Genomic DNA, 18404 nt, shown 5'->3' on the forward strand with positions numbered 1-18404 from the left:
AGTGGTATAAATAACTTTATAGATAATAATCACAATAGAGAAGACAGAATGTTCATGGATGGAATGGTTAAGGGGATTTTCCAATCTGTAATAAAAAACGGAGGTACCGAGAACGTTTTACAGATGTCTACTACATAAAATTTATAATGGATTGGGGGCAATTTTTATGTTTTGGTTAGGATGTTTTTTAGGATACATTGTAGGTTCTGTTATTACATGTGCGCTACTTTACTTTGGATATAGATCCAATGAAAATAAAAAAGCGGATATGCAAAAAGGGGAGGAGAGAAAAATCAATAAAAGAGGTGTATAGTAGGCGAAAGGTAAGGTGATAACATTGATGCAAAAATAAAGGACAGTTACATATTTCATATGATTACTATGTACTGTCCCGCTTATTCCTTTTGGATTAGGAAAAATTGTTTCCTGTCTTGCTATAAAATTCATAGGCAAAAAAACCAAATAAATAGCCTATTCCGGATCCTAAACTAATTGAAAGTAGTAAAGAATCAGGAGAAAATATGCCGACAATAATACCGATCAAACACCCTAAAAGCATTGCCATTGGTATTAAACTGTCTAATAAAATTTGAGTGTTTTTTGATTTTTTCTTACCTAATTTGCCGTGCTTATATTTATGTTCCAATCTTTTTATTACAAATACTACAATTCCCCCGACTAGTATAATAGGCCAAATTGCCGAAATGAACCACATGTTAGAAGCTCCATTCGTTTTTTAATTAAATTATACCATATATTAACATTTTAAATTTAAGCGGAGAAAAGGTCTTCTGCATTTCTTCTCCTTTTATTCATGACTAAAGTTAATAGGAGTAAAATTAAGCTTAAAAGTGCCATTATAATAAAAACTTGCGTATAACTATCAAAATAGTCACGAGCTATCCCAGCTAGGACAGGAATGAATCCGCCCATAATATATCCTCCTGATTGCATCATAGCAGTCCATGCACTTGCATCTTCTGAAGTTTTTGTTTCATATAGCGGCAGCATAAGAGCGAGTGGAAATACGCCGCCGAGCCCGATACCTAGTAAAATAGAAGGGATCCATGGTGTAGTTAGTGGGTAAATCATAAGCGATAAACCTACGATTACAAAGCATATACTCCCTAATAACCAAAGTGCTCTGTTTTTATAAATATCCGCTAATGTCGGAATTAAAAAGCTACATATCATTTGGATCACGGTAAAAACAGTTATAAGAGTACCTGCTTGCTTACTACTCACACCCATACTTTGATTTGCCGGCGCAAGCCAAGTCGTAATGGAATAAAAGATTCCTGATTGTAGCCCGAAAAGGATTGTAAATAACCATGCTTTTTTATTTCTTAAAGGCAATTTATTATTCTTTTATTTTGTGTGTTCGTCTTCTTTTTTCGTTTCATAACAGGATACCAAAACATAATAGCGATAATAGTTAGTGCACCCCAAAAAGCGAGTGCCATATTCCAAGATCTTTTTAATACATGTTGTAAAGGGATTGTTAAACCTGCACTTAAAGAAGCGCCAGTTCCCATACCTACTGAATATATGCCAATCATTAAGCCAATTTTTGTAGGGAATTTTTCTTTAATAAAACCTGATAGTAAAGGACCTGCAAGTGCAATTCCAATACCGATAAATAAAGAACTCGCGAATAATGTGGAAATGGAAAAGGTAAAAGCTCTCATACATGTTGCCAAGCCGATTAAAATAAGACAAGTCATAATTGATTTTTCTGCCCCGTATTTTTTAATTACCTTCCCAGTCAGTAAGGCGAATGTCCCCATACAAAAAACAGGAATAGCTGTTAAAAAACTAACGGAAAAATTGCTTATATTTAAGTCTTGTCGGATTGTTTCTAATAAAGGTGAAACAGATGTAATTCCGATACGTAAATTAATGGAAACAAAAAATAGTGCTAGTATATACAAATAAGTTCGTTCTTGCTGTTTCAATTTCATTTTCTCCTTTCTTAAACATCAGATGTTATTGAGTATATCATCTGACGTTTTTGTGTAATAGATAAGGAGCTTATTTCAGCTCCAAATTTTGAACAGCGTATGTTCGCGCCTCTTCGGTATTTTGCTTTAAAATAGCTTGGAATAACTTTTCATGAATGCCAGAGTTGTCTTCATAGTTCGCTGTATGTAATATTAATTGACTTAAAATATGGCGAAGGGCAGGTACGAAAGATTGATACAAATCAAATAGAACTTCGTTTTTGCTCGCCTTTGCAATGGCTAGATGAAACTGAATGTCTGCATCTATGTATGCTACATAATTTCCTTCTTGAAGGGCATTTTTTCTTTTATTCAAATGTCCTTTTAAATATAAAAGATCCTCTTCGCTTCGGCGTTGTGCCGCTAACATTGCTACTTCTTTATCTAACATATTTCGTGCTTCATACACATGATTTATATTAGCTGCTTGCAGTCTTTTTTCAAATGAATCTTGCGTTGTATTTAATGAGACAATACGAGTGCCTTGTCCTTGTCGAACTTCTAATACGCCAGCATGTACTAATATCTTTATACTCTCTCGCAGCGTTGAACGTCCTACCCCTAGCTCTTCCATTAATTGCGGCTCTGTAGGGAGGCGATCACCAACTTCATACTCGCCAGAAAAGATTTTCTCTTGTAGACGTTCCAATACTTCATCGACTAATTTTCGCCGAGAAACTTTTGAAAAGGATTTCTTTTCGTTCATATTCATCTGCTCATCTCCTGTTATATTCGTTTTTATGATAACCAATTTAAGTTGTGTTGACAATGTTATTTTTTAGGTAGTTGAAGCCGAGATACTAAAAGAGATTCTTTTATGGCATTCAATAACTCGTCAAAAACACTTTCCCTTTCGTTTTCTCAGCAGACTGTACAACATCAACTGCCGCTTTCACATCCGCTAATTCATACGTAGAATGGACTTTCATAAAACGTAATTGCTCATTTTCTACTAAACGAATTAAGTGACGAAACGTTTCTTGCCATTTATATGGTGACACTTCATCATTCCAATGTCGTAAATGAAATATGTTTGCGTGCACTTTTGCTTTTGTGACAATCTCGGCCCAGTTCACTTGTATTCCTGATAGAAGACCGATCGTTAAAAAATGCCCGTTTGGACGTAAGGAAAAAGCTAATTCATTTCCATCCGGTCCTCCGATAGAATCAATCGCAGCATCCGCACCAATCCCGTTTGTTAATTCCATAACAGTTTCATAAAGCGGGGCAGTGGAAGTATCAATTACATATGCAGCACCAAGGCGCAGTAATTCTTCTGTATGCTTATTATTTCTTGTAACGGCAATTAATCGGAAATTTAAAATTTGGGATAACTGCGCAAATAGATGTCCAATAGCGGACCCACAAGCATTCACTAATAAAACGTCATTACGCTGTAAGTTTAACGTTTCTGTACAAGTAACCCACGCCGTAAGGGGATTAATATACATTTGTGCCGCTGTGAAATCATCAATGGAATCAGGAATAGGGACTACAAAATCAGCTGATGTCTTCACATATTCTTGCCAAGTACCTTCCCCGCGTAAAGGTAACACTCGTTTACCGATAAGCTCTCGAGAAACAAAAGCGCCAACATTTTCTACAATACCAACACCTTCATAGCCAGGTATGTTAGGTAAAGGAATTCTATGAGCGTACGCTCCTGTGATGGGAATTAAGTCAGATGGATTAATCGGTCTAACTAGCATACGGACGAAAACTTCATTATCTTTCAGTGGTTCTATATTTTTATATTCAACTTGTAATACGTCTTTTGGATTGCCAAACTTATGAAATTGAATGCATGTTCCAAGCAAAGTAATTTGCCCCCTTAGTTTGATTGGGTTTATTATAGCATTTTTAGTTTGGATGGTTACTTTGTTAGTGATAAATAGGGTTTTTAATTTACGTATTTATCAGAATTTTATAAAATGTGTATATAACTATAAAATGGGGGGATTTCTTCATGTGTACTAGTTTGACGTTACAAACTAAAAATTTCCAACATCTTTTTGCGAGAACAATGGATTTCACATTAGATATGAATCAGGAAGTAATAATCATTCCTCGGCGTTATCAGTGGAACAATATAACTGGTGAAACTATCCGAGCGAAAAAGGCTGTTGTCGGAATGGGAATTAATCATGAAGGAAGGGTCATTATGGCGGACGGAGTAAATGAAGCTGGTATGACGTGTGCCACTCTCTATTTCCCGGGATTCGCTACTTATAGTAACAGTATAGATAACCATAAAACGAATTTAGCGCCATTTGATTTTGTAGCTTGGAGCCTCACGCAATTTAATTCTGTTGAAGAGTTAAAAAAATCTGTTGATAACATTTCCCTTATAGATATACCATTACCAGTTTTAGGAATTACTCCGCCGCTACATTGGATTTTAGCAGATAAATGGGGAGAGTGTATTGTACTTGAGCCGACAACTGATGGACTAAAAATGTATGACAATCCATTAGGAGTGATGACTAATAGTCCGGAGTTTAATTGGCATTTACAAAATTTAAGACAATATATTGGACTTAAATCGCAGCCATTTGCGCCAACGGAGTGGGGAGATGTACCATTAAGTGCTTTTGGCCAAGGTTCAGGAACGATGGGACTTCCTGGAGATTTTACCCCGCCATCAAGATTTGTGCGGGCAGCATATGGAAAACAAAACATTCAAGGTATAGAGAACGAAGAAGAGGGGATATCTGCTATTTTTCATATCTTATCAAATTGTGAGGTTCCTAAAGGGTCAGTAATAACAGAAGACGGAACATTAGATAATACCATCTATACGAGTGCAATGTGTATGGAATCTGGAACATATTATTACCATACTTACGATTGTAGACAAATTATAGCTATTCATTTATTCCATGAAAATTTAGATACAGCTGAGATTAAAACTTATCCGTTTCAGCGGAAACAAAAAATATTTTATGAAAACTGAAGCGCCCCTGAAAAAGTGAAACTAATAAAAACACCTCCATTTAATTTGCATACTTAGTATGCGAATTTAGGAGGTGTTTTTTATCATTTACCAATATTCAGGTTTACTTCTTGCTATTCTATTAAGCCGAAGCCTTCTTCATTCTCTCAAGTAAACTAGACAACACATGCGTACGATAAGATTCTAGTTTTTTACCTTCATAAGTACGGATACCTAATTTTTTAAGTTCTTTTACATACCAACCTTTGCTTCCGAAATACATGTGATCGCTCCCCTTCAACTTTGTTTTTATTTATCCTGATTGAATATGGAGGTACAGGAATTATAATGAAGGAAATGAATTTCGCGCGAAAATGGTTAACTTTGTTGCAAAAGACATATATACTAAAGATAGTATACAACGAGGTGGACAAGACGTGATTATAGAGAAGCACGAAATTCAAATTGACCAAATTACGAGCGGTAAAGTGAATATCTTTACTTTCTATCGAAATAGAAAGCAAATTGATGATCATTTTTTACGATTGCAAGAACCATCGCTTACAGCAAACTACTTCTTCCATTTTCATTTTGATGCAGAGAGCTTGCATTTACTGCAGGAAGAGTTTCCAGGCGTATATCCGTACGACGGTAGTGAAACGATTCACGACTGGACGGAAAAGATGAAAGCAGAATTGCAACATCAGATCCAAACAGGTAAATGGGATAAACGCGTACGTATCGGTAATCGCATTCTAGATGTGGTGTTTACGTGGTGTGACGAAGATATAGTAGAGTGAAAAAGAAGCGGATGACGCTTCTTTTTTTAGCGCTGGAATAAAACGAGCTTACCTGCAGTAGATGTACAGCGATGTGTTTTTTCATACAATCCTTTTTCTTGTAAGATAGATTCACCTTTTGCTTTCGCTTCTTTTTCAGTTGCCGCCTCGAATGATTCGTCTAATGCTTTTGAACCATCTTTTTCAAAGACTGTTAGAACGTATACTCCCATGAAAATTCCCTCCAATATTTAAAATCAGAATCTTATAATTATTTTGACATAAAACGCTACAATATGCAAAGAAATATATGACATTGCGTGGTAAAATAGAATGAAACTTTAATCATCGAGAATATTTTTATTCTCGGTGATTATTAGTTTTCAGCGATTTTAATTTTGATAAGATGAAACTTTTGAAAGATAGAAAGGATCGTTATTTGTGAAACAAGTAAAGTTTATACATGCGGCTGATTTGCATTTGGATAGTCCGTTTAAAGGGATGGAGATGAATGTTGCCCAGTCTGTTTGGGAGAGAATGAAGCAAAGTACGTTTGAATCATTTGAGCGTATTGTTGATAAAGCGATTCAAGAGCGCGTTGATTTCGTATTACTAGCTGGGGATTTGTATGATGCGGAGACGAGAAGTTTGAGGGCGCAAGTGTTTGTGCGTGAGCAAATGAAGAGACTTTCGCAATACGATATCCCTGTTTTTATTATTCACGGTAACCATGATCATTTAGGGGGAAGCTGGGCAGCAATTGAGTTTCCAGAAAATGTTCATGTATTTACGGAGCCTTATGTAGAAGAGAAATCATTTTATAAAAATGGTGAATTGTTAGCTTCTATTTACGGGTTTAGTTATTTGCAGCAAGCGGTAACGGATAATATGACAGCGCAGTATACGAAAATGAGTGATGCGCCTTTTCATATTGGTATGCTTCACGGTAGTGTGGAAGGAGATGCAGAGCATAATCGCTATGCACCGTTTCAAATTCGTGAGTTGAAAGAAAAACAGTTTGATTATTGGGCTCTTGGCCATATACATAAACGTGAAATTTTATCAGAAGAACCATACATTATTTATCCAGGGAACATACAAGGTCGTCATCGTAAGGAAACAGGCGAGAAGGGTGCATACCTTATTGAACTTACGAAAAAAGGATCGCAGTGTTCATTTTTCCATACGGCAGATGTTGTATGGGACGAAATCGAGGTTGGTATTGATGGACTTGACACTGTTGATGAACTTATGACAAGCATATCTACTGCGATGAATGAATGCCGAAGAGAAGAGGAAGGTACGCTATTAACTGTCGTATTTACAGGACAAGGCCCACTTTCACCTTATTTGCGCGACGAAAAGCGTGTGGAAGAGATTTTTCACATTTTAGCATCTGGAGAAGAGCGAAAAGATTTCGTATATGCAATGAAGTGGAAAAATGAGACGGTTTCTTTTGCGGAAATCGAACGTTTGAAAGCGGAAAATCATTTCGTCGGTAGTGTGCTAAAGGAGTTAGAAGCTTTCACTAATATGGACGGAGTATTGCGCACTATTTGGACATCTCCTGTAGCGCGTAATAGTATTGAATCTTTTACAGAAGAAGAGAAGAAAGAGATTCAAAAGGAAGCAGAAAATATTATTTTAGAACAATTATTCCAGCAAGAGAGGGATAAAAAATGAGAATTGAAAAACTCCATATTTATGGGTACGGAAAATTAGAAAATGTGGAAATGGATCTTTCCTTGCTGACAGTGTTATACGGTGAAAATGAAGCGGGGAAATCGACAATTCGCTCATTTATGAAAAGTATTTTATTCGGTTTTCCGACGAGAGGACAGCGCCGTTATGAGCCGAAAGAAGGCGGGAAGTATGGCGGTGCGATCACTGTGCAAACAGAGCAGTACGGTCGTTTGAAAATTGAGCGATTGCCAAAGACGGCAGCTGGCGAGGTGACCGTTTATTTTGAAGACGGGAAAACGGGCGGAGAAGAAATTTTAAACGATATATTAAGCGGGATGAATGAAAATTTATTTGAATCTGTCTTTTCATTTGATATGCATGGCCTTCAAAACATTCATCAGCTTGGCGAAGCAGATATTGGCAATTATTTATTTTCGGCAAGTGCAGTCGGAAGTGATGCGCTATTGCAGTTAGATAAAAAGCTAGAAAAAGAAATGGACCAGCGCTTCAAGCCGAGTGGTCGTAAACCAGAAATTAACGTGTCATTGCAAGAGATGAAGAAACTTGAAGAGAAGATGAAAGAGTGGCAAGGGAAAATTGGCACGTATGAAAAGCAAGTGGAGCAGTTAAAAGAAAGTGAAGAGAAACTTGCTTCTGTTCGCGTGGAAAAAGAGAATGCAGAAAAGCGGAAGCAAGATTATGAAATATTAGCAGCGCTTGAGCCTCTCGTTATTGAAAAGCGTGCGCACGAGAAAGTGTTAGAGAACGAGAGCGGGCAGTTTCCTGTAAACGGAATGGCGCGTTATGAAGCAATTAAGGCGAAGATGGAGCCGCTTCAATTACAAGTTGATTCGCTCCACAAGAAAATTGAGACAGTGCAATCGGAAATTGCCTCGATTCAAATAGATGAAGAGTTTTTACAAAAAGAAAGTTATGTAGAAGAACTTCGTATGCAGCATATGTCTTACGAAAATGCACGCCAAGAAATGCGTGATATGACAGGAAGTATTACGAATATAAAAGAAGAAATCGCAGAACTAGAACAACAAATTGGTGCTACTTTTGAAAAGGAAACAGTTCTTTCATTTGATATGAGTTTGGCAACGAAAGAGTTAATTACGCAAACAGTGCAAAAGGCGCGCGAATTAGAAACGCAAAAAGCACAGCTCGATGATCGTTTTAAAGTAGCGCAAGAGCAATTAGAAGAACAAGAAGAAAATATAAGGCAGATTAAGAAACAAATGTTAGCGGATGAAGAGAGAAATGTGTTAGTTGAGAAAGAGAAATCGTTCCAAGATGCGGCGTTTATCGGTATGGGCGCAGAGAGAATGAAGCGCAAGTATGAAGAGAAAGCAGGAGCAGCTAAGCAAAAGAAAAAGCAGTGGCAAAGAGTTTGTCTTCTTTTACTTCTTATTAACACAGGCGTTTTATTCACAAGCTTATTTATAGATAACCGAGCGCTCTTATTTATTAGTGTCATTGTTTTTGTAGGGATTGTTCTCGCCCTTGTTTTATATAAAGATCCATCAAGTGGATTACAAGAAGAGCTCCTTACACTTCAGCAAAGTGCTGGCGGGAGACAAAGTGAAGAAGCGATGTCTGTTCGCTATCAGTTAGAAAAAGATGAAGAGATTCGGAAGTTATTTGAGCGCGAGTCTTATAAGTTACAGCAATTGGAACGAGCGTATGATAAAGTCGTTTCATCGTATGAGGAATGGGAGAGAGAAACGTTCCAGGCGGGAGAACAAGTCGATGCATATAAAACGCGCTATATGTTTCCTGAATTTTATACGTATGCACACATCTTGCCGGCGTTTGAGCGTATTGAAAAAATGCAGCAATTATATCGGGAGTTAGAGAAGCAAGGTACGCGAAAATCTTCATTATATGAAATGATTTCGCAATTTGAACATAAACTAGAAACTGTTATCGGTAGTGCGGAGTATAGTAAGCTACACGAGGCACAAAGCCGTATGCAAAATGAGAAAGAGAAGCGCCAAACTTGTAAGCAGTTAAAAGAAAAACTGGCGGAATGGCAAGAAGAATATGAGTTTATGCAAGAACAATTAAAGCAATTACTAATAGAACGAGATGGTTTATGGCATATTGCAGAGTCTATAGATGAAGAGGTGTTTTTAGAAGCAGGTAAATTAGCGGAAAAACGTGAGGATGCAGAGAAGCAAGTGGGGCGTTTATTGCCGCAAATTGATCTGTTAGAACAACGTTTAACGAGTTTATCATTAGCTGAACATTATGAAGCTGACGGTTATGAAGGAAAATTAAAGCAAGAAATTACAACTGTCCAAAACTGTCTTACGAAAGAGAAAGAACTGACAGAGCGTATTGCGAAACATCGTATGGAAATTGCGAATTTAGAAGAAGGTAGTACGTACGGCGATTTAATGCATGAATGGGAAATGAAAAAAGCGCAAGTGCGTGAACAAGTGAAGAAGTGGGCTGCTTATGCGGCCGCAAAGACAGTGTTAACGAAAACGAAGCACTATTATCATGAAGTTCATCTTCCTCGTATTTTACAAAAATCAGAAGAGTATTTCGTCTATTTAACAGGCGGACGCTATAGTAAAATCTTTTCACCGTCAGAGGCAGAACCGTTTATCGTTGAACGTAACGATGGTATGCGTTTTTACAGTCATGAACTAAGCCAAGCGACAGCGGAGCAGTTATATTTATCGCTGAGATTTGCGCTCGCGAAAACATTCGAACATGATTATCCATTTATTATTGATGATAGTTTCGTGCATTTTGATGCGGTAAGGACGAATCGAACGATTGAACTTATAAAGGAAATTGCAAAGGATAGACAAGTCATATTCTTTACATGTCATGCGCATTTACTTGCGTATTTTCCAGAAAAACAGATTATAAAATTAACACATATGCGTAAAGAAAATGAGTTGTAGTGTGCTATACTAAAAGTAACTGATTTGGTGGAGGAATTCGAATGAAAAAGAAAATTGCAGAGTATGAAGTTGGTGAACAAGTCGATATTTTCTTGTTAATTAAAACAGCGACAAAAGGTATCGCAAGCAATGGAAAGCCATTTTTAACAGTAATCTTACAAGATCCAAGTGGAGACATTGAAGCGAAGCTATGGGACGTATCACCAGAAGTTGAGAAACAATATGTAGCGGAAACAATCGTGAAAGTAGCTGGTGATATTTTAAACTACAAAGGACGTATTCAATTACGTGTGAAACAAATTCGTGTTGCGAATGAAAATGAAGTAACAGATATCTCAGACTTCGTAGAAAAAGCACCAGTGAAAAAAGAAGATATGGTTGAGAAAATTACGCAATACATATTTGAAATGAGAAACCCGAACATTCAGCGTCTAACAAGACATTTATTAAATAAGCATCAAAACGAATTTTTAGACTATCCAGCAGCGACAAAGAACCATCACGAGTTCGTATCTGGACTAGCTTATCACGTCGTATCAATGCTTGATTTAGCGAAAGCTATCTCAAATCTATACCCATCGTTAGATAAAGACTTACTATATGCAGGCGTTATTTTACATGACCTTGGTAAAGTAATCGAACTATCTGGCCCAATTTCTACAACGTATACGTTAGAAGGAAATTTACTAGGCCACATTTCTATTATGGTGAACGAAATTGGTAAAGCAGCAGACGAATTGCAAATCGATGCAGAAGAAGTATTAATTCTTCAACACATCGTCCTTTCTCACCACGGAAAAGCGGAATGGGGTAGCCCAAAACCACCATTAGTAAAAGAAGCAGAAATTCTGCATTACATCGATAACTTAGATGCAAAAATGAACATGATGGACCGCGCATTAGGACGCACAAAACCAGGCGAATACACAGAGCGTGTCTTTGCACTTGATAATCGTTCGTTCTATAAACCGACGTTCCATAATTAATAGTGTGAATAAAGTGGCCTCATTAAGTGTTAATACGCTTAGTGGGGCTGTTGTATAATGATAATAAAGTTATTGAATTTTGATTATTAAAAAGCTAAGAGCCTTACTACATTCTACGTAGCAAGGCTCTTTAAAGTTGTTTCAAATTACATCCATCTGTTCGTTCAAGTGTAACTATTCGCAATTATTTGATATTATATAGGTGAATAGAAAGATACATTAAAAATTAGTTTCGTAGTTGTAAAAGGAGGTTATTTATATTATTCTCTTATAATTTTCCAAAAGGGAGAGTTTATGAAAAAGATTATTGTTTTTGTATTAACGATATTTATATTATTCTCAGGATTCGCAACACAAAGTTATGCGTTGTCAGATTCGCAATCTGCGGCAATACAAGCGTTGCTAGATGATGCCTGTCGTATATCAGGTGTGCCGGGAATGTCAATCTCAATACTTGCTGATGATGAAGTGTTCTACTTTTCTTCAGGGTATGCAGACCGTGAAAAGGGGGTGTCTGCAAGTGAAAATACACTCTATGAGTTAGCCTCGGTCAGTAAAGCTTTTACCGGTATGGGTATTATGCTATTGGAAGAGCAAGGGCTGCTCTCAATGACTGACCCTGTCCAAAAATATTTACCTTGGTTTACATTAAAGTATCAAGGGAAACCTGTTGATATGCAAAGTCTTACACTAAATAACTTTCTTCACCATACCAGTGGTCTAACAAATATTAGGCATCTTCAAAATATTCCACAAGGCAATACACCGGATATGTTGCAAAAGACTGTGGAAATGCTCGTTGATGCTGAATTGGCGTTCCCTCCCGGTGAACAGTATAACTATGGAACCGTTAATTATGACGTATTGGGTTTGGTTATTGAGATTGTGTCGCGACAAAGCTATGAAGACTTTATGAAGGAACAGGTATTTCAGCCGCTAGGTCTTCACCAGACGTATGTTTATAAAGAAGATGCTCAAGCTACTGGACAGTTGGCACAGGGCTACCGTTCTTCCTTTTTTATGACAACTCCATTTAAAGCTCCGGATTATGCTGGGAATAAACCCGCAGGCTACATCATTTCTAATACAAAAGATATGGCTCGTTGGATGGGCATACAGATGGGTATCGTGCAGGACATACCCGAAATATTTCACACGGTTATCGAAAAATCACATAGGGTGATATGTCTGTTTCGGCTGTCAACGGTATGTATTATGCGGCAGGTTGGTCCGTAAATGCCGAACAAACGATTATAGAACACACTGGGGGCAATCCAAATTTCAGAACCGAAGTAGTCATACTGCCAAATGAACGAACAGCCGTCTCCTTGCTGAGCAACGGCACAAATACCAATACAAACATGGTACTAAAAGTTAAAGATATATTAGAAGGCAATCTAACTCAGTCATATGAAATAAGCGGCACACAGCTTTTGGATATCATTTTGTCGTCTATCACAATTATTTTTTGCCTATTGGCCGTTTTGCTATTTCTCTTAGGATTACGCAGAAGGAGAACGAATGAGCGACAGCCAATGACAAAAAAGAGAATAACCGTAACAGTTATTTTCCTGATCGCTACGATTGCTCTGGGTATACTGTGCTGCGCTTTCGATTGGTCAACAATACTTATGTGGCAAACATATAGTGTTCTTACAGCTTTGATTTCGTCAGCATTATTAACAGCAAGCATTACATGGTTTGTATACACTCACCGATAAAATACCTTGCTCCTAAGATAAGCATAATGTTAAGTCATTAAAGTCCGATTGGTGAGGGCTGATAATCAGTGGGGGGTGAAGAAAACCCCCACTGATTAAAGTTTCACTTTATTAAAAATGAAATAAAATAGTTAAGAAGTACGCATGGGTGTAACGAAGAACTAATAAAACATATCTTGCCACTAGAATGGGGGCATATCAACTTTTAAATTGAGTACCGCCAGCATTTCAGAAAAAATATGTTAAGCAAAAAATACAATAAGCTGTCCATATGGGCAGCTTATTTACATAATTCTCGATATTGGAAGTTGATTAATATCAGTTCATTTGTTTTTCGAAAGGAGTTATTTTGTTCGTTCAAAGATAATATCAAAGTAATTCGCGTACCCCATAGTTGGTGGCGCAAATAGTTGATTTTATAGGGGGAAAACCTCTAACTAAAGCCTAACATAGGTGTTTTTGTTTAAATTTTGCTTAATTCTCACTAGTAATTAACTAAAAATTTAGAAATCGTTATATAATGAATTTAATTTAAAATTAGGAGTGATTAAATTGCCAGATATGATAAACCTCGTTCTTTTCATCATTATAGCGAGGTGTTAAAACTTCTAATAGAAAGCATATTCGATTAAGAAAGAAGGGGTAGTTATGAAAACTAGTGAAGAAACGCATTGGCAAAGGTTTAAACGTAAGAGTAAATCCCCGAAAGAGTGGTTAAAGAAAGTATACGAATTTTTTATTAATGAACACGTATGGGATGCTATCTTTAAAGTGTTCCTTAAACTAGTATGGGCAGTAAAAGGTATGGGGAAAAGCTTGAAACGGGTAATAGAAAACATATTCAATTAAATTCTATTCTTTCATAATTTCCTCATACGATCGATAATTTCCAATAAATTTGTTTTATATAATGGAGTGTGAATACGACAGTTGATACAGCAATGGCTATAATACCTATATGTGCGTAAAAATTGAAGTAATCATATTTCTGGAAGAAAAATTCAAGGACAGGAAATAAAAGAGTAAGACTAGCAATTAATATTAATTGTTCTTTTTTCATTATCATGCCTCCTTCTTTGTATAATTCAGCATTGATAGAAACAATTCCTATATGAATATCCTATACATGATCAGTTAACATAACGTCCTATTATCGGTAGCAAGGAAAAAGGAGGAACCCTACTCTCACAAGGGAACCTCCTTTTTTTGTTCTATCAATCTATGCAATTTTTTATACATTCCTATTCTGGTGCGGTTTTAGGGTTCTTGTCTGTTATTGGATTAACGAAAAAACTGTATAAAATCTCGCATACTCTTAGCGTGTTTTTTTCAAAAATGCTGGCGATATCTCACATCCATCAACTTATGAATTTTATAATGTCCTCAAACCAAGAATTTCTCGTGTTTTTAGTCCAAAATGTTATTTAATAAAAAAATATCTCGAATTTGAGATAAATTACTTGCTTTTTAATCACTTGAGTTGTAAAGTGATAGTAACGAAAGCGATTGAGTCATATGAAAAACATACACTCAGTTGTTTTCGAGTTAAAAACGAAAGTAACTTATGCAGTAAAAACCAAGATGAATTTACAAAAACATAATGAGAATAAATTGAACAGCTAAAAAACATATTATTTTTTTATCATCACTTGACTAGTAAAACGAAGTGGAGGAATTACAAATGTATAAAATTAAAGGGCATCATCACATTTCAATGGTTACGAAAAATGCAAATGAAAATAATCACTTTTATAAAAATGTGCTTGGCTTACGTCGTGTGAAAATGACAGTAAATCAAGATGATCCGTCAATGTACCACTTATTTTATGGAGATAAAACAGGAAGTCCAGGTACGGAATTATCATTTTTTGAAATTCCTTTAGTAGGAAGAACATATCGCGGTACAAATGCAATTACTCGAATTGGATTGCTCGTTCCTTCAGAGGATAGCTTACATTACTGGAAAGAACGATTTGAGAAATTTGATGTGAAACATAGTGAAATAACAACATATGCAAATCGTCCTGCTTTGCAATTTGAGGATGCTGAAGGTCTTCGCTTAGTATTACTCGTTTCAAACGGAGAAAAAGTAGAGCACTGGGAAACTTGGGAGAAATCAGAAGTTCCTACAAAGCATCAAATTCAAGGAATGGGTTCTGTAGAAATGACAGTTCGTAGACTTGATAAAATGGCGAGTACACTTACAGAGATGTTCGGTTATACAGAGGTTAGCCGAAATGATCAAGAAGCAATTTTCCAGTCCATTAAAGGAGAGGCTTTTGGAGAAATCGTTGTGAAATATTTAGATGGTCCTACTGAAAAACCGGGCCGCGGTAGCATTCACCATTTAGCAATTCGCGTGAAAAACGATGCAGAGCTTGCTTATTGGGAAGAACAGGTGAAACAAAGAGGCTTCCATTCTTCAGGAATCATCGACCGTTTCTACTTTAAAAGCTTATATTTCCGTGAATCAAACGGAATCCTTTTTGAAATTGCGACAGATGGACCAGGATTTACAGTTGATGGAGATGTGGAACATTTAGGAGAAAAACTTGATTTACCACCGTTCTTAGAAGATCAGCGTGCAGAGATTGAAGCGAATTTAGCACCTATTGAAGAGAAGTAATAGGAGAGAAAATATAAATTAAAAAACATTGGAGGAATATAAAATGAACCAATTAAAAGGAATTCACCACGTTACAGCGATTACAAGTAGTGCAGAAAAGAACTATGAGTTTTTCACTCACGTTTTAGGAATGCGTTTAGTTAAGAAAACAGTAAACCAAGATGATATTCAAACGTATCATTTATTCTTTGCAGATGATAAAGGTAGTGCAGGAACAGATATGACATTCTTTGATTTCCCAGGTGTTCCGAAAGGTGTACACGGTACGAATGAAATTTCAAAAACTTCATTCCGTGTTCCGACTGATGCAGCACTAGCGTATTGGGTGAAACGCTTTGACCGTTTGGAAGTAGAACATACAGGAATTAAAGAGCAATTTGGTAAGAAAACTCTTTCTTTCGTTGACTTTGATGACCAACAATATCAATTAATTTCAGATGAGCTTGATAACGGTATAGAATCAGGTACACCATGGCAAAACGGACCAGTTCCATTAGAATATGCAATTACTGGTTTAGGCCCTGTATTCATCCGTATTGCAAACTTTAGTTTCTTCAAAGAAGTGCTAGAAAAAGTTTTATTATTTAAAGAGGTTGCGCAAGAAGGAGAATTCTATTTATTTGAAGTGAATAAAGGTGGAAACGGTGCTTCTGTCATTGTAGAACATAATACAGTTCTTCCTGAAGCACAACAAGGTTTTGGTACAGTGCACCATGCGGCATTCCGCGTAGAAGATCGCGCTGTATTAGAAGAATGGATTGAGAGAATCAGTAGCGTTGGACTTCCTTCATCTGGCTATGTAAACCGTCACTTCTTCGAATCATTATACACAAGAGTTGCACCACAAATCTTATTTGAATTTGCAACAGACGGCCCAGGATTTATGGGAGATGAGCCATACGAAACACTTGGCGAAAAATTATCTTTACCTCCATTCCTAGAGCCAAAACGTGAAGAAATTGAAAAATTAGTTCGTCCAATTGATACAGTGAGAAGTACGAAGGAATTTATTAAAGAGTAAAAATAGAGATAGTAAGTAGGAGAGCAAGTAGTTTTAGCGGAGTGCTGGAACTACTTGCTTTTTTATTTATCCTAGTAAGTTTTCTGACAATTATTTCTCAAGTTATTAAAAAGGAAAACTTTGGTGTAATTAATTAAAATATTAAATTTTCTGATAATTATTTTTCAATGCATAGAAAAGGAGTGGTAATATACAATTTTAATAATTGTATAAAAATCCTAATTTTGTAATTTTGGAGAAAAGGGGATGCGAGTGTATGGGAGCAGATGTAGTAACGCGGGAGCAAATGAAACATTCTTTAGATGATTGGTATCGTGTAATGTTGCAGCAAAATATAGAGAAGGCCACGGAAATGAAAGAGGAGATTGAAAGTAAGATTAGTGGGTTGGACGTGGATCAGGATGTATTGCTTTATCATGCGTTGTTGAATTTTAGATATGGTGCATTAGTTGATTGGATTGGGGTTAGAGAAGATAGTTTTGATAAAGTAGAATCTTTTGAAATCCCGGCAGAAGGTGTTCTAGCTTATTACTATCACTTTTTTAAAGGGTTTCATTGCACATTAATTTCAAATTATAATGAAGCGAAAGAACAGTATGAGCAAGCTGAGAAGTTATTGAAATATATTGCCGATCCGATAGAACATGCGGAGTTTCATTATCGTTATGGATATCTTTATAACCAATCATATCAACAAATGTTAGCGATTGATCAAATAAAAACAGCAAAAGAGTTTTTTTTAAAACAACCAGGTTATGAGATTAATCTTGCGTTGTGCGAGAATATGTTAGGGTTGTGTTATATTGATTTACAACAATTCGAGTTCGCTGAAGAAACATTTAATACAGCATTGAATGTTTTCCAACAAGTTAATCATGAAAAATATATATTAATGGTTAGAAATAATTTAGGTTTATTGTACGCGAATCAAAATTTATCTGAGTTAGCTATCCGTCACTTATCAGAAGTAACAAAGAAATCTCCTAATCATTTTCGAGCACTATACTTGGAATCAGACGAATACCTAAAACTAAATGAATTAGAAAAAGCAGAGTCGTTAATAAATAAAGGGTTACGTATTTGTAATCAGTTAAAAAATCAAGAGTATCAATACCGATTCATGATTTTAAATAAAATGAATGCGACTACTGGTGAATTTGAAAATGTTATTTTAGATGCGATTTCTTATTTTGAAAAAGAAGAATTATTTGATTGTATTCAAGAGTATACGGAACGCTTAGCAGATAAATTTTATTATGAAAACAATCATGAAAAATCTAGCGAATATTATCATATGAGTAAAGAAGCAAGAAAAAAACAAATGATAAAAGGAGCGTTAAAATAATGAGAAAAATTGTATTAACGGTAATAGGGTTCGCATTTACTTTATCTCTAGGATTTCATGATTTTAATTCAGTTGCACTTAATAAAGGAGATGGTGGCGGAGCACCAGCAAGACCAGACTACGTTAACATTGGTGACACAGGCGGAGCACCAGCAGATAATAAAGGCGACGGCGGAGTAAGCCAACTATAATAACAAAGAAAGGGACTTCAACATGAAGTCCCTTTTTCTATTTTCAGGCCATGTAGAGAAAAGAATTGACTTACTTTAAATATGTAACTATAATAGTTACAGAATAACCATTAGTAATAGAAGTGAGTTATATTTTTTTAGTATAATTGTAACTGTTTTAGTTACAATTAAAAAGAGAACATAAAATAACCAAAAAATG

17 protein-coding genes and 2 pseudogenes are annotated in these 18404 nt (G+C 36.1%); 12 read left to right on the top strand and 7 right to left on the bottom strand.

Going from position 1 to position 18404, the window contains the following annotated elements; all coding sequences use genetic code 11:
• Positions 1-166: 166 nt before the first annotated feature.
• Positions 167-313, top strand: a complete 147-nt coding sequence (locus tag ACXKY9_RS04185; RefSeq protein ID WP_000498632.1) for a hypothetical protein — start codon at positions 167-169, stop codon at positions 311-313.
• A gap of 96 nt (positions 314-409) precedes the next feature.
• Here the strand turns inward: ACXKY9_RS04185 and ACXKY9_RS04190 are convergent, their stop codons facing one another.
• The 4 genes and pseudogenes from ACXKY9_RS04190 to ACXKY9_RS04205 all read right to left on the bottom strand — a co-directional run bounded on the left by ACXKY9_RS04190 (position 410) and on the right by ACXKY9_RS04205 (position 3817).
• Positions 410-715 (bottom strand): hypothetical protein, encoded by a 306-nt coding sequence (locus ACXKY9_RS04190; RefSeq protein WP_000264240.1) that lies wholly within the window; start codon positions 713-715, stop codon positions 410-412.
• Between the two features lie 56 nt (positions 716-771).
• Positions 772-1961 (bottom strand): annotated as a pseudogene (locus ACXKY9_RS04195) (MFS transporter).
• A gap of 70 nt (positions 1962-2031) precedes the next feature.
• Positions 2032-2712 carry a FadR/GntR family transcriptional regulator gene (locus ACXKY9_RS04200; protein ID WP_001056899.1) on the bottom strand — a complete coding sequence of 227 codons (681 nt, stop codon included), beginning with the start codon at positions 2710-2712 and terminating at the stop codon, positions 2032-2034.
• 112 nt (positions 2713-2824) lie between these two features.
• Entirely contained in the window at positions 2825-3817 is a 993-nt protein-coding gene (locus tag ACXKY9_RS04205; RefSeq protein WP_000901744.1) for a zinc-dependent alcohol dehydrogenase family protein, read from the bottom strand.
• 149 nt (positions 3818-3966) lie between these two features.
• On the opposite strand from ACXKY9_RS04205, the gene bsh reads away from it, so the two are divergent.
• Positions 3967-4953 (top strand): choloylglycine hydrolase, encoded by a 987-nt coding sequence (bsh, locus tag ACXKY9_RS04210; protein WP_000337594.1) that lies wholly within the window; start codon positions 3967-3969, stop codon positions 4951-4953.
• A 121-nt stretch (positions 4954-5074) separates the two neighbouring features.
• On the opposite strand, the gene ACXKY9_RS04215 is transcribed toward bsh, so the two are convergent.
• Positions 5075-5215 carry a YflJ family protein gene (locus ACXKY9_RS04215; protein WP_000273536.1) on the bottom strand — a complete coding sequence of 47 codons (141 nt, stop codon included), beginning with the start codon at positions 5213-5215 and terminating at the stop codon, positions 5075-5077.
• Positions 5216-5369: 154 nt separating this feature from the next.
• On the opposite strand from ACXKY9_RS04215, the gene ACXKY9_RS04220 reads away from it, so the two are divergent.
• Positions 5370-5732 carry a hypothetical protein gene (locus ACXKY9_RS04220; RefSeq protein ID WP_000582775.1) on the top strand — a complete coding sequence of 121 codons (363 nt, stop codon included), beginning with the start codon at positions 5370-5372 and terminating at the stop codon, positions 5730-5732.
• Between the two features lie 26 nt (positions 5733-5758).
• Here ACXKY9_RS04220 and ACXKY9_RS04225 read toward each other — a convergent pair whose 3' ends face one another.
• Entirely contained in the window at positions 5759-5944 is a 186-nt protein-coding gene (locus ACXKY9_RS04225; RefSeq protein ID WP_000539552.1) for a YhzD family protein, read from the bottom strand.
• Positions 5945-6152: 208 nt separating this feature from the next.
• Between ACXKY9_RS04225 and ACXKY9_RS04230 the strand changes: the two genes are divergently transcribed.
• The 5 genes and pseudogenes from ACXKY9_RS04230 to ACXKY9_RS04250 all read left to right on the top strand — a co-directional run bounded on the left by ACXKY9_RS04230 (position 6153) and on the right by ACXKY9_RS04250 (position 13871).
• Complete coding sequence (locus ACXKY9_RS04230; protein ID WP_000815698.1) at positions 6153-7394, top strand: metallophosphoesterase family protein; 1242 nt, start codon at positions 6153-6155, stop codon at positions 7392-7394.
• On the top strand, positions 7391-10315 hold the full coding sequence (locus ACXKY9_RS04235; RefSeq protein WP_001217601.1) for an ATP-binding protein: 2925 nt from the start codon (positions 7391-7393) through the stop codon (positions 10313-10315). The genes ACXKY9_RS04230 and ACXKY9_RS04235 overlap by 4 nt, the downstream gene beginning before the upstream one ends.
• Before the next feature lie 41 nt (positions 10316-10356).
• Positions 10357-11301 carry a 3'-5' exoribonuclease YhaM gene (gene yhaM, locus ACXKY9_RS04240; protein ID WP_000726639.1) on the top strand — a complete coding sequence of 315 codons (945 nt, stop codon included), beginning with the start codon at positions 10357-10359 and terminating at the stop codon, positions 11299-11301.
• 294 nt (positions 11302-11595) lie between these two features.
• A pseudogene (locus ACXKY9_RS04245) lies at positions 11596-13022 on the top strand (serine hydrolase domain-containing protein).
• Between the two features lie 648 nt (positions 13023-13670).
• Positions 13671-13871 (top strand): hypothetical protein, encoded by a 201-nt coding sequence (locus tag ACXKY9_RS04250; protein WP_000858032.1) that lies wholly within the window; start codon positions 13671-13673, stop codon positions 13869-13871.
• A gap of 22 nt (positions 13872-13893) precedes the next feature.
• Here the strand turns inward: ACXKY9_RS04250 and ACXKY9_RS04255 are convergent, their stop codons facing one another.
• Entirely contained in the window at positions 13894-14082 is a 189-nt protein-coding gene (locus tag ACXKY9_RS04255; protein ID WP_000712159.1) for a hypothetical protein, read from the bottom strand.
• A 621-nt stretch (positions 14083-14703) separates the two neighbouring features.
• Between ACXKY9_RS04255 and ACXKY9_RS04260 the strand changes: the two genes are divergently transcribed.
• From ACXKY9_RS04260 to ACXKY9_RS04275, 4 genes are all read left to right on the top strand, one after another.
• Entirely contained in the window at positions 14704-15648 is a 945-nt protein-coding gene (locus tag ACXKY9_RS04260) for a ring-cleaving dioxygenase (protein WP_000276675.1), read from the top strand.
• A gap of 43 nt (positions 15649-15691) precedes the next feature.
• A complete protein-coding gene (locus ACXKY9_RS04265) occupies positions 15692-16669 on the top strand; it encodes a ring-cleaving dioxygenase (RefSeq protein WP_001072572.1) in 978 nt (325 codons plus the stop codon).
• A 256-nt stretch (positions 16670-16925) separates the two neighbouring features.
• On the top strand, positions 16926-18014 hold the full coding sequence (locus tag ACXKY9_RS04270) for a response regulator aspartate phosphatase (RefSeq protein WP_000500592.1): 1089 nt from the start codon (positions 16926-16928) through the stop codon (positions 18012-18014).
• The gene (locus tag ACXKY9_RS04275; protein WP_001227132.1) at positions 18014-18205 is read left to right on the top strand and encodes a hypothetical protein; all 192 of its coding nucleotides are present in this window, start codon (positions 18014-18016) and stop codon (positions 18203-18205) included. Before ACXKY9_RS04270 ends, ACXKY9_RS04275 begins: the two co-directional genes overlap by 1 nt.
• Positions 18206-18404 lie beyond the last annotated feature (199 nt).

The organism is Bacillus sp. 2175 (genome assembly GCF_057812155.1).